The following is a 13,118-nucleotide window of genomic DNA, read 5'->3' as shown; positions in this document are numbered from 1 at the left end:
AAAAAAACCTCCCTATAATCCATACATTTCTTGTAAATCCTCAAGTTTCGGCAAATCCACTACTGCGCCCATATATTTCAATTTGTAGGCACTGACTGCCATCCCCATGGTTAAAGCCTGTCTTACTGTACCTCCTTTAATCAGAGCCGTATAAAATCCCGACCAGAAGGCGTCTCCTGCCCCCGTGGTATCCACTACCTCTGTCGCCAGCGTGTCCAACTTAATGGTCTCTGTACCATTCGAAATGAGTGCGCCATCTTTGCCTAATGTCATGATTACAAGTTTTGCACCAAGTTTCAAAAACTTTTCCATTTGGTTTTCGGGTGTATCTTTTCCAAACAATCTTTCAGCATCGTCCTCAGAAGGCTTTACGATATCCACCTTGCCAATGACAGACTTAATATACTCCACACCATCCTCGCCTTTCTGCCAGATCATCGGATGGTAATTCGGGTCAAAACAGATTAGGATATCATGCTCCTTAGCCTTTTCAATCACTCTATCAATCGTATGCCGTACGGGTTCCATAGAAATGGGCCAGCAGGAAAAGTGAACGATCCGGGAGTTTACCAATGCTTTCTCAAGCTGTGTAGTATAAGCTAAGTGATAGTCCGCACTCCTATAAAAGATCGGGATCGGGGTGGACTTACTTTTTGTTACCACTACCATGCTGGTTGAATAATCCACCTTCTGAACACAGCTTGTATCCACTCCCACCTTTTGCAGATGGTTCAATAAAAACGTTCCTAAACCGTCATTTCCTACAGCTGACGCAACAAGGGATTCAATCCCAAGCTTCTTTACATTCATTGCTATATTAGAAGGGGAACCTCCGAAGTATCTGTGATACGTACCAGACTCGTAGTATTCATCATATTCTGCGGAAATCATGTCAATTAGAAGCTCTCCTACAGTTAAGATGTCATTTCCTTTATATTCGAACTCTATTTTTTCATCCAGCTTAAACATCATATCCCTCCCAGCAAGTTTATGCTCAAGCCTATTTACGAAAGGAAGAAGGGAACCGTTGAATGTATCATGTTCCCTTCTTCCCTATCAAACTACTTCTTTTAAATGTCACACATAGCTCTGGAAATCACCTTGAATATCGGCTGGTATGCTTAAACCGGCAAATGCCAGCTTCTCGCCCCCAAATGAACCAAGTATCCGTCCTTCATTATCCCCATTACATAGCTTGAATTCATTGCCTTCAAATGGAATGTTTGATCAATAGGGTTGAAATGAATGACCATACCTTCCACTCCTGTTTTATAATTCTTTATTGCAGGCACCAAGTCTAGGCCTATTTCAAAATATATACCCTTGTTTCATAAGGTTTTAGTGTTATATTCTTTTGCAGTTTCGAATTAGCTGTTTCGTAGTTTGCAACCGCAAGATCAAATGACCGATAATCCAGCCAAGATGGAACTTTAAACCGCGTAGATGTTCCATGGAAGTTGCATACAATAAGTGCCTTCTTACTCCCCATGCTGCGGGTGTAGGCGAACAGCTTAGAATGATTCGCCAATATTAATTGGTACGTACCATACACGAATAACGGATGTTCTTTTCTTAACCTGATCAGTTTTTTATAGAAGTTCAGGATTGAACTTTCATCCTGCAATTGATTTTCGACATTGATTTCACGGTAATTCGGATTGATGCCAATCCAAGCTTTATCAGCGGTGGAAAACCCGCCCAAATTAGAGGAATTCCATTGCATTGGAGTACGCGAATTATCTCGCCCCCGGGTCCAGACAACCTTCATGATTTCATCATGCGGGCGCCCTTTATCACTCTCAATCTTATAATAATTAATCATTCCTACATCGTTGTAATCGTCGATAGAGGGGAATTGGACATTTGTCATCCCTATTTCCTGGCCTTGATAAATGAACGGAGTGCCTTTCATAAGAAAATACATGGCAGCAAGCATTTTGGCGCTTTCTTTCCAGTATTTTTTGTCGTCTCCCCAGCTGGATACACGACGCGGCTGGTCATGGTTTTCAATAAACAAGGCATTCCAGCCTCTTCCTTCCAAACCGTTCTGCCACTTGGTTAATGCCTTCTTAACCGCAGTTACATCCACCCGGTCTGCTGCCTTCTTATCCCAAAGGTCCAAGAACTCAAATTGGAAGATCATATTAAAATACCCGTTTTCTTCACCGACCCACTTGTCCGCGTCATCCAGCCCTACACCATTTGCCTCGCCCACTGTCATTACATCATAATTTTTGATGGTATTTTTAGAGAACTCGGTTAGAAATTGATCAATACCAGCCACATTCATCATGTAATCAAATGAAGGAACATAATCTAAGTTTTGCGGGTTTGGAAGGTCCGGGAATCCCGGCTCTTTCTTAATATGTGATATCGCATCTACACGGAAACCGTCAATCCCTTTATCCAGCCACCAGTTGACCATATCTTCCAAAGCATTCCGCACTTCTGGATTTTCCCAGTTCAAGTCAGGCTGTCTCGCAGAAAAGATATGCATGAAGTACTGGTCGGTTTCCTTGTCATATTTCCAGGCAGGGCCGCTGAAAATGGATTCCCAGTTATTCGGTTCTTTCCCATTCTTCCCATCGCGCCAAATATACCAGTCCCGCTTTGGATGATCCTTTGAAGAACGTGATTCAATAAACCATGGATGTTCATCAGAGGTATGGTTGATAACGAGGTCAAGGATCATCTTCATCCCGCGATTGTGGACTTCTTCCAGCAGTTCATCAAAGTCTTCCATCGTACCGAATTCTTCCATAATATCCTGGTAGTCGGAAATATCATAGCCGTTATCATCATTCGGCGACTTAAACATCGGGGATAGCCAGATAAGGTCGATTCCCAGCTCTTTCAGATAATCCAGTTTAGAAGTCAATCCTTTAAGGTCACCGATCCCATCCCCGTTACTGTCCATGAAGCTTCGGGGATAGACCTGGTAGGCAACACACTCTTTCCACCATTTTTTACTCATACTTGGACACCTTCTATCTTAGTTGTATACGTATCCTGCTACACCCACCACATCTGGGAAGGAGTTTCTTCAATCAGAACAGATTTAAGATTCGTAACGGCTCTGGCAAATCCCTCTTGGATCGACATAATTGGATCCTCATGCTCTATGCTGACTACATAATCATAGCCATATGTCCTAAGAGCACTCATCATATCAGACCATACCTTCATATCATGGCCGCAGCCTACAGAGCGGAATGTCCATGCTCTGGACCTTACTTCGCCATATGGCTGCATATCTGTCAGACCATACATGTTGACATTTTCCTGATCAATATACGTGTCTTTGGCATGGAAATGATGGATGGCATTTGCCTTTCCTAAAATCTTAATGGCTGCTACCGGATCAATGCCCTGCCACCATAAGTGACTTGGATCCAAGTTGGCTCCAATGGCATCGCATGTTGCCTCACGAAGTTTTAACAGCGTATGAGGAGTATGGACGAGGAACCCCCCATGGAGTTCTAGCCCGATCTTTATCTTATGCTCTTTAGCGTACTGTCCAACTTCTTTCCAGTAAGGGATCAGCTTCTCTTCCCACTGCCATTTTAGGACATCGCCAAATTCGTTCGGCCATGCTGTAACCGGCCAGTTAGGATGCTTGGCTCCTTCATGGTCGCCGGCAGTACCTGAAAAGCAGTTAACGACCCCTACTCCCAAAAGGGAAGCAAGTTTAATCGTTTTAAGAAGCGTTTCATGCGACTCACGGGCAAACTCCTGATCAGGTGAGATCGGGTTTCCATGGCAGCTGAATGCGCTTATTGACAGACCACGGTCCTCAATCTTTCCAATATACTCCTTACGGGCATCTTCACTTTCCAGTAAGCCATCTAAATCACAATGGCTGTTACCCGGATAACAGCCCGTTCCGATTTCAACTGCATGAAGTCCCGACTCTTTAACAATGTCGAGCATTTCTTCAAACGATTTATCAGCAAACAATACTGTAAAAACACCTAATTTCATACCTAGATCTCCTCTCGCTGCAATGATCCGCTGCTTTTATAAATAGAGTCAATAATTCTCGAAACCTGGAGTGCTTCTTCTGGTTTGACCACTAATTCCTCTGCCAAGACAGGCATTTATAAAATTCCTTGCCTGCGGCAGTCCAGGGTTATCATCACAAGGAAGCCATGCAGGCGAAGTGTCGAACAGCCGGCCGTTTTTGACAGAATAAATCTCCAAAGGAAACACACTCAGGCCTCCCAGGTCACCAGAGATGCTGATATGTTCCTGATCATCCTTGACGTTTGCTGACCAGGAGGTCTCAAATAGCATAGAAGCACCATTTTTAAATTTAATATAAGCCGTTACATGATCATCGACCTCAAATGTGGAATGATCGAACTCTCCCCAAAGATTCACTTGGTCCGGCATTTTGCTTAGTGTGTTATAAGTACTTCCATGAACTTCTGTCAGCTCCGGGCTGCCCATAAGCCATAAGGCCAAATCCAGAAGGTGGCAGCCATAATCAATCAGGCTCCCTCCTCCCTGCAGTTCTTTATTTGTAAATACTCCCCAGCCGGGAACTTTCCTTCGTCTTAATGCCTGGACACGCGCAACAAGCGGATTTCCCACTTCGCCCTGCATGATTGCCTTGGCCGCCTGCGCTTCCTTCATAAATCGATAATGATACGCTATGGCCAAAACCCTGTTTTGCCTCTTCGAAGCCTCAAGCATCGCTTCGCACTCTTCTGCACTAAGTGCCATAGGCTTTTCGCACAATACATGGATACCGGCTTCAAGTGCAGCAATCGAGATTTCAGCGTGGAATTTATTCAACGTACAAATACAAACAGCATCCACTTCTGCAAATAAGTCCTGACAGTTCTCAAATACATATGGGATATTAAAGGCCGCAGCTGCCTCTTTTGCACACTCGTAATTAATATCGGAAACAGCGGTTATCGTACATTGTTCATTTAGTTCAAGAAAAGCCGGAATATGCCGTCCTTGGGCAATGCCGCCGACTCCGATAATTCCTATCTTGAGTTAATTCACAACTACTCCGCCTTTACTCTGACAATTTTTTTGGATTCATTGGATTCAAGGGCTGCCAGGATCACCTGTAAGGATTTCATCCCTTCTTCCCCTGGCACAGGCGGTTCTTCATTAGTAAGGACGGACTGAATAAATTTATCAACTACATGAGAATTATTTTGCCCGCCAGACTCATTGGACTGTATTTTTCCTAACTCATACTTAACACTTTCTCCGTTCACATATTGAACGACAAGGGAATATGCAGGATCATCTTCTAAACGAAGGATTGCCTTTTCACCATAAATAATAGTGGAATTGTCTTCTTTGCCCACATACGCCCAGCTTGCTGCCAGTGTACCAATGACGCCGCTTTCTGTTTTAAGTACGCATACCGCATTGTCGTCCACATCAGCAAAGTCTTTTGCACTGGTTTCAACGAATGAGCCCACTTCAACAATTTCTTCCCCAAGAATATAGCGAAGCAGATCTGTTTTATGTACACCAAGATCTCCCATGGCACCTACAAACGCTTTCTCTTTTTGGAAAAACCATCCGTCTTCCCCCTCAACACTCCAGCCTTCTGGTCCGCCATGGCCGAATGCTGTGCGGAAGCTATAGATCCTGCCGATTTCCCCGTTTTCGATTAACTGGCGGGCTTTTTGATGAGAAGGCACGAATCTCTGATTATGGGCAATCATCAATTTCTTCCCGCTTTTATTAGCTGCAGCAATCATTACTTCTGCTTCCTCAGATGAAGTAGCCATTGGTTTTTCACATAGAACATGGACTCCTGCCTCTAATGCTGCAACCGTAATAGGAGCGTGGAGATAGTTTGGTGTACAGACGCTGACCACATCTACTTTTCCGCTATTCAGGAGTTCTTCATAGCTAGTGTAGGAAGCAGCACCATATTTCGCAGCCACCTCTTCCGCCCTCCCGCTATTAATATCACAGACTGCTGTTATCTCCGCATTTGGGTTACTATTATATTCAGGTAAATGGCGATGCTGGGCAATGCTCCCGCATCCAATGACACCTACTCGTACCTTTTCCATTGTTTTCCCTCCTATTTCGCTTTTATTTCTTCTAATGGTTTTGCATTTCCATATACAGGTCTCTCTCTTTTTACAGGCTTTGCCCATTTGACAGCGTTGCTGATCACACGCTGAATTTGTTTATTATGGTAAGTAGGATATGTTTCGTGGCCTGGTCTGAAGTAAAATACTTTCCCGTTCCCGCGTGTATAGGTACACCCGCTCCGGAATACTTCCCCGCCTTCGAACCAGCTGGTAAAAATCAGTTCGTCCGGCTGAGGGATGTCGAAGTGCTCCCCATACATTTCTTCTTTTTCCAATTCAATATATTCCGAGATTCCCTCTGTTATCGGATGACTTGGGCTTACCACCCACAGCCTTTCCTTTTCATCGGCTTCTCGCCACTTCAGATCGCAGCTTGTGCCCATCAGTACCTTAAAGATTTTTGAAAAATGTCCGGAATGAAGCACGATCAGCCCCATTCCATCAAGAACCCGCTGGCGAACCTTCTCGACAATACGATCTTCTACCTCTTCGTGTGCCAGGTGCCCCCACCACACAAGCACATCAGTAGAAGCAAGGACCTCATCCGTTAAGCCATGCTCAGGCTCGTCAAGCGTAGCAGTTCCAGTCTGCAAGCCTTCCGCCTCAAGGAACTCTGCAATAGCTCCATGAATACCATTAGGATAAAGATCCCTTACCACTGGATTCTTCTGCTCATGACGATTTTCGTTCCATACTGTTACTTTCAACATTAAAAACACTCCTTTTTAAGGTTCACTACCTATTATTTTAGAGAAAGGAGAAATTAATGAAACTGCTTACATTGACACATAGGGTGGAATATATTGAACTAATATATCAAATAAGATATGAGAGAAAACTCATATCTTTTAGTTAAGTTTCCTTGCATCATAGATAGACTTTCATGTTAACCAGTTTTTTGCTCCTTATTGAACTGTCGTTTTACTAGTTCGGGAAAGCTCATTTTGAAGAATAAAAGGGTTCCAAGGTTCTCAAGGTAGAGCAGGGACAAATATGACGTAATTTAGAGGTTTCAGCATCATTCGGGGGAAAATCCAATATATTATCTAGAATAATAGATTTAGCCGGATACTTTATTAAATTTATCTAAGGTTTTTATTTAAACTGGTGTGTGAAAGAAGGGGATTTTAACAAACTTGGTGGTTATTGGTATAAAAAGAGGATCTTATGCTTAACTTTTGGTGTTTTATGCTTATATTTTGAAGTTTTATGCTTCGATTTCATGGTTTTATGCTTATCTTTTCATGTATTATGCTTATCCCTTACTGGCCTATGCTTATGTTTCCTGCTTTATGCTTATCTAACAGCCTTAACGCTTATTTTTCTGGATTTATGCTTATGTCGCCGGCTTTATGCTTATTCTCATGTCTTTTTGCTTCTTCCCATTTTTGCTTATCTATGAGCTTGTATGCCTCCTTCAAAAAATTCATGCAGATACTGCTGAACGGGACTCCCTTCTTCAAGAATGAATGTGAGTAAATAAAGAGCCGCCTGCGGCGGCTCCAGCTTAATGAAACCCTAAGCAGACTTTGTATCATTTCTGACCCAGGCTGGGCGAATCATGGGCGAATCACGCTGTACCCGGGTCACTGCAAAAGTCCCTCACTACAGAAACGTGGTGCCAAGATAAACTAGCTGTCTCACATATGTGATGATCTGTACTCATTAGGGGTTATTCCTGCCACTTTTTTGAATACTTTCCGAAAGTACTTATCGTCCTGGTAGCCGATCATATTGGCTATTTCGTATATTTTCAATTGGCTGTTTTTTAATAAGGACTTAGCCTTATTTATTCTAATCTTGACGATGTAGTCAGAAATGTTTTCATTAAATTCCTGTTTAAATTTTCTCGAGATATATTCCCTGCTTAAATAAAAATGGTCGGCAATTTCCTGTAACTTTACGTCTCGATAAAAATTTGCCTGCAGATACTGTTCTATGTCGGAAAGGATATTTGACTTCCTCTTGCGGGAGTGCCTTTTGGCCACTCTCAGCATAAGGGAAATTTCCCTTTTTCTTCTTTCTATATAATCCTCAAGCATAAAGGTTCCATTTTCATCAAAAAACAGATCGATCCTTTTTTCATTTTCTTCAGATAGGGAGTAAGGAATATTATATTTGGTGAAAAAACGGTGACTTATTACCAAATATTCCTTTTCAAACTGTATCAATTGATTCCATGATAAAAAGGACCTTTCACGGAAATCCCTTGTTATATTATCGAAAACTTCTTCAAATGCGTTTATTTCTCCAGCCTGGGTAGCCAGCTCAATGGCTGCTGAGTGGGACAGAAGGTTTATTTCCGGTGCATCCTGCTCCCTTTCCTCAAGATAAACCCTCACTGCTTCCTTATCCATTACATTTTGGCTTAGGAGGACATCCTTTGCTTTCTGATAAGATTTTAATAAGTAAACCGAATGATCCACCGGGATTCCCAAGGCGATTGGGCAGGAAATCCCTAAGACATTTTTCAATGTGTTATAAATTCCGATTAACAGCTGTTCAACATCAGCCGTCTTTTCCCAAAAAATGATGACAATTTCTCCTTTATGAGCTAAATACCGAAATCCTATCCCCCGGTTCTTGGCGGTGACTATCTCATTTATCACATTCAGAACAGTAAAATAGACGATATCCCGGCCTCCGCCAAACCTCTTGATCGTTTTTTCATTTATTTTTACAAGAGCAGTTTGATAAACAGAGGACTCGGGAAGTCCAGTTTCCTCGTAATTCATTTCATCTAATCCATGATTATTCAAAAGTTTGGTAAACATCCGGTCCCGGTATATAGGTTTCATCTGATTGATTAATTGATATCTGTCTTTATCTTTCTTCCGCTCGAATTCTTCCTTTTCCCATGCCTTAATGGCGTGTTCCAGAGTCTGATTCAAAACTTCAGGATCTACTGGCTTTAAGATATAATCCGCACTGCCAAAATGGATCGCCTTCCTCATATAATGATAATCATCATAACCTGTTACCACTATGGTTTTCCCTGTCGGATGATTATCCTTGATCCATTCCAGGAGCTGAATCCCATCCATTTTAGGCATTTTCATATCCGAGAATATAATCTGAGGTTTGTGCCTGCTGATTAAGTTAGTAGCTTCTTCCCCGTTGCTTGCTTCATATATTTCTTTAACTCCTTGTCTATCCCAGTCACCCAGCAGCCGTATGGCTTCACGGACATGCTGCTCATCATCAACAATTAACACTTTCAATTTGTCTTAAGCCTCCTCTGCCGGGAAAAGAGGGATTTCAAAAGAAACCGTAAACCCGCTGCCTTCCGCACTTTGAATACGGAACAAAACATCCTCTTTATAGTAAATTTTCAAACGTTCAAAAATGTTTCTTAATCCAATGGAATCGCCTGACTCAGAAACTTGGTTTATTAAATCCATTTCTATCTGTGCTGCTGCACTTTCCGAAATACCTGTCCCATTGTCTTTTACTACTACGCCGAGCCGCTCATTTTGCTTGTATATAGTTATTTCAATTAATGCCTTCTCGTCCAACTGATCAAACCCATGTTTAAAACAATTTTCTATAATCGGTTGAAGAATCATTTTTGGCACCAAAATGAATTCCACTTCAGGTTCAATAGAGAGTTTATAGTCAAACCGTTCTTCAAACCTCTGTTTTTGCAATGTTAAATATGCTTTAACATGCTGAACCTCCTCGGAGAGAGGAACGAAATCCTCCTTCATATTTATACTGTACCTCATCATCTTTGATAAAGAAGTAAGCAGAGAGTATACTTGCACGGCTTTATGCCGGAGTGCAAGTGTACCTATGGACTGAAGGGCATTATATAAAAAATGAGGGTTAATTTGAGACTGCAGCACGCTCAGCTGCGTAGACTTCTTTTCTATTTCGAGTTTATACTCTTTTTCAATTAACTCATTGATTTTAGCTATCATCATTTTAAAGTGCCGGCCAAGCAATCCGAACTCATCATTTCCAAGAGAATGGAAGTCTGCTTTAAATTCTCCGTTTTCCACCCTTTTCATATTAGAAATCAGCACTTGAATGGGTTCAGTCAGTCTATAGCTCACAAACATGGTAGCCAGGACCACAAACACGATCGTTATGATGGCAATGATGATATTCATCAATGTAGTCTGCCTTGCACTTTGATAAAGGATGTCATATGGAATTCTTTTTACGATATACCAGTCCTTATAAGAGCCCGAAAACTTTTCATAAACTATCACACCTGAAAAGTCAGGATCCTTCCATTCCATACTCTGATTTTTCTTAGGTGCCTGTTTAAGCTGTTCAAACCACTTCTGATTATTCTTTTTTCCAATTAGTTGTTCATCAGAGGAATAAACGACATCCCCTTTTTCATTGATCAGGTAAAAGTCCTCTGAATCCTCCGTATATAAGCGGCCGGCGATTTCCCTTATTTTAGACAGATCAATATCTATTGATAAAAAGGCCAGTTCTGTTTGAGCAGGTATATCTCTTATGACACTATGAAAGCTTATAACATCTTTTTTTTCAGAATTAGGAATCATTGATAAATTATTATAGCTGTAAATTTCATGAGGCGGCTCGATTAAAGTAAAATCCGATGTTTTGCTTAAATTACGATAATAGGGATGTTCGTATACATTCGCATAGTAGCCGCGAGCACTTAGAGAAGAATGATAGTTTGTATAGGAGTCTTTTCCTTTATGGATATATAAATGCATTTGTTCAATTTCAGGGCGGGAATTATACAGATAGCTCATTATTCTATTAATCTCCTCCTGATTACTCGTTATATCATTTGAGACGCCAAGCCTTAAAACGGTCATTAATGGCGAGTAATAATAGAGGGAGGTTGGGAGGTAAGAAAAATCCGATAAATAGTTTGAAATATCATCTTCCCCATTTTTAATTACATCGTGATTGGTGGTCACAAATTTTTGGGTGAGCGCCTCTGTCGTACGATAATACGTAAAAGCATTGGCAATGCCGAATGGCAGAACAGTTGCTGCTAATAGAAAGAATATAAGTTTTTTACGTATGCTCCACCACATTTTTAGTTCTCCTCTCAGGCAAAAACCGTACATTTCCCACATTGTAGCATAAAGGAAGGATTTCAATGGAGCATAAGAATACTATTTTTTATTTTCAGTTCAATATTTTCCACCCTAATGGTCAATGTAAGCAGTTTCAATAATTCCACAATTCACTAAAATGAAAGTATCGGAGGTGCAATATGAACAATATTAAACTGGAAAATGCAAATTCACCTGTTATAAAAGATAAGAACTCTGCAATCTCCACAAAGGCCTCGTTAAAGGCTAACAGGAAATTTAAAAAAGCTGGGTTATTTACTCTCTTTGTGGGACCTGCGTTTTTAGCTTTTGCAGTGATCGTCCTTATACCATTCTTTACAGGAATTTATTACGCCTTTACTGATTGGAACGGGGTAACTGGAAATGTAGCATGGGTAGGGTTAGATAATTTCAAATACCTCTTTACCGAGGACAAGCAATTCCAGCGGTCCTTCCTGCTAACTATTAAATACACGCTCGTCGCCATCATCCTTACGAATGTAGTAGGTTTTGGGCTGGCACTGCTAGTTTCGCAAAAGCTTAAAACAAAGAATATCCTGCGGACTGTGTTCTTCATGCCCAACTTGATCGGCGGTCTTTTACTGGGTTTCATCTGGCAGTTCATTTTTATCAAAGGCTTTGAATCCATCGGAAGCATTACTGGATTATCTCTTTTTGAATTACCTTGGCTTGGAGATGAAAAAACAGCCTTCTGGGGAATTGTAATTGTAAGCGTTTGGCAGGGAGCCGGTTATATCATGTTAATTTATCTTGCTGCTCTTCAGAACGTGCCGCAGGATATTGTGGAAGCGGCTAAAATTGACGGCGCAAACAAATGGCAGGTGCTCCGCCACATTACAATGCCAATGGTTGCTCCCGCGGTTACCATAAGCTTGTTTTTAACCATTTCATCCTCTTTCAAAATTTTCGATGTGAACTTATCGCTTACAAATGGCGGTCCATTTAAATCGACTGAAATGTTAGCGCTTAACATTTATACAGAAGCATTCGTTAATAACAGATACGGACTTGGTGAAGCCAAAGCACTCATTTTCTTCTTGGTTGTAGCTGCTATTACGATCATCCAGGTAACTATTACTAAGAAAAGGGAGGTAGAATCTTAATGGATAAAAAGTATACAGGCAAAACATTCACTGTCGAAATACTGGCAATATTACTTGGCCTGGTTTTCCTTGTCCCATTCTATTATGTATTTTCGAACTCCCTTAAAACATTTGCAGAGATTCTAACCAACACCTCTGCACTGCCTTCAGTTCTTCAGTTTGAAAATTATATCAATGCTTTCAAACAACTAAACTATCTAAAAGCATTCACTAACTCTCTGATCATTACAGTGGCAAGTAACGTAGTTTTAGTCGTATTTTGTTCGATGGCAGCTTATATGCTGGTTCGGACAAAAAAGAAAATAAGCAATGTGATCTTCATGATATTCGTAGCTGCCATGGTCATTCCGTTCCAGTCTATCATGATCCCGCTTATCAAAACCACCAGCAGTCTTGGACTTTTAAACAGCGTGTGGGGACTTGTGATTATGTACCTTGGTTTTGGTTCCGGGATGACGATCTTCCTGTATCACGGGTTTATTAAAGGCATACCTGTTGAACTTGAAGAAGCAGCCATTATTGATGGATGCACTCCATTCGGTGTATTCTGGAAAATTGTATTTCCATTATTAAAACCAATCACGGTAACTGTAGTCATTCTAAACAGTCTGTGGATCTGGAATGATTTCCTTCTTCCGCAGCTTGTACTGCAAGATGCCAGCTTGAGAACGATCCCAATGGCAACCTTCTTCTTCTTTGGCCAGTATACAAAACAATGGGATTTGGCGTTAGCTGGTTTGGTCCTTAGCATCATACCATTACTGATCTTCTTCTTCTCCATGCAGAAGCACATCATTAAAGGGATTACGAGTGGTTCTATTAAGTAACAAGAGCTTAAAAGGAATATTCTTTGCTGATGGGGAAAGCCC

The 13,118-nt window shown here is 41.3% G+C and carries 10 protein-coding genes and 1 pseudogene; 2 read left to right on the top strand and 9 right to left on the bottom strand.

All coding sequences use genetic code 11. The annotated features are described in order from the left end of the window. Positions 1-12: 12 nt before the first annotated feature. The 9 genes and pseudogenes from CUU66_RS12125 to CUU66_RS12090 all read right to left on the bottom strand — a co-directional run bounded on the left by CUU66_RS12125 (position 13) and on the right by CUU66_RS12090 (position 11,104). A complete protein-coding gene (locus tag CUU66_RS12125; RefSeq protein ID WP_101642494.1) occupies positions 13-969 on the bottom strand; it encodes a carbohydrate kinase family protein in 957 nt (318 codons plus the stop codon). A 152-nt stretch (positions 970-1,121) separates the two neighbouring features. Beyond that, entirely contained in the window at positions 1,122-1,253 is a 132-nt protein-coding gene (locus CUU66_RS24860; protein ID WP_257967980.1) for a hypothetical protein, read from the bottom strand. A 50-nt stretch (positions 1,254-1,303) separates the two neighbouring features. Beyond that, positions 1,304-2,974 (bottom strand): glycoside hydrolase family 13 protein, encoded by a 1,671-nt coding sequence (locus CUU66_RS12120; RefSeq protein ID WP_101642493.1) that lies wholly within the window; start codon positions 2,972-2,974, stop codon positions 1,304-1,306. 38 nt (positions 2,975-3,012) lie between these two features. After that, entirely contained in the window at positions 3,013-3,981 is a 969-nt protein-coding gene (locus tag CUU66_RS12115) for a sugar phosphate isomerase/epimerase family protein (RefSeq protein ID WP_101642491.1), read from the bottom strand. Positions 3,982-3,983: 2 nt separating this feature from the next. Further along, positions 3,984-5,001: pseudogene (locus CUU66_RS12110) on the bottom strand (Gfo/Idh/MocA family protein). 17 nt (positions 5,002-5,018) lie between these two features. Continuing rightward, positions 5,019-6,053 carry a Gfo/Idh/MocA family protein gene (locus tag CUU66_RS12105; protein ID WP_101642489.1) on the bottom strand — a complete coding sequence of 345 codons (1,035 nt, stop codon included), beginning with the start codon at positions 6,051-6,053 and terminating at the stop codon, positions 5,019-5,021. An 11-nt stretch (positions 6,054-6,064) separates the two neighbouring features. After that, positions 6,065-6,787 carry a ThuA domain-containing protein gene (locus tag CUU66_RS12100; RefSeq protein ID WP_101642487.1) on the bottom strand — a complete coding sequence of 241 codons (723 nt, stop codon included), beginning with the start codon at positions 6,785-6,787 and terminating at the stop codon, positions 6,065-6,067. Positions 6,788-7,717: 930 nt separating this feature from the next. After that, positions 7,718-9,292, bottom strand: coding sequence for a response regulator (locus CUU66_RS12095; RefSeq protein ID WP_257967982.1), 1,575 nt, complete (start codon positions 9,290-9,292; stop codon positions 7,718-7,720). 12 nt (positions 9,293-9,304) lie between these two features. Further along, complete coding sequence (locus CUU66_RS12090; protein WP_101642481.1) at positions 9,305-11,104, bottom strand: sensor histidine kinase; 1,800 nt, start codon at positions 11,102-11,104, stop codon at positions 9,305-9,307. A 182-nt stretch (positions 11,105-11,286) separates the two neighbouring features. On the opposite strand from CUU66_RS12090, the gene CUU66_RS12085 reads away from it, so the two are divergent. Further along, positions 11,287-12,249 (top strand): carbohydrate ABC transporter permease, encoded by a 963-nt coding sequence (locus tag CUU66_RS12085; RefSeq protein WP_101642478.1) that lies wholly within the window; start codon positions 11,287-11,289, stop codon positions 12,247-12,249. Further along, complete coding sequence (locus CUU66_RS12080) at positions 12,249-13,076, top strand: carbohydrate ABC transporter permease (protein WP_101642476.1); 828 nt, start codon at positions 12,249-12,251, stop codon at positions 13,074-13,076. The genes CUU66_RS12085 and CUU66_RS12080 overlap by 1 nt, the downstream gene beginning before the upstream one ends. Positions 13,077-13,118 lie beyond the last annotated feature (42 nt).

Source organism: Peribacillus deserti (assembly GCF_002863585.1).
In the GTDB taxonomy this organism is placed as follows: Bacteria; Bacillota; Bacilli; order Bacillales; family DSM-1321; genus Paraperibacillus; species Paraperibacillus deserti_A.
This window is presented reverse-complemented; position numbering and strand designations above follow the sequence as displayed.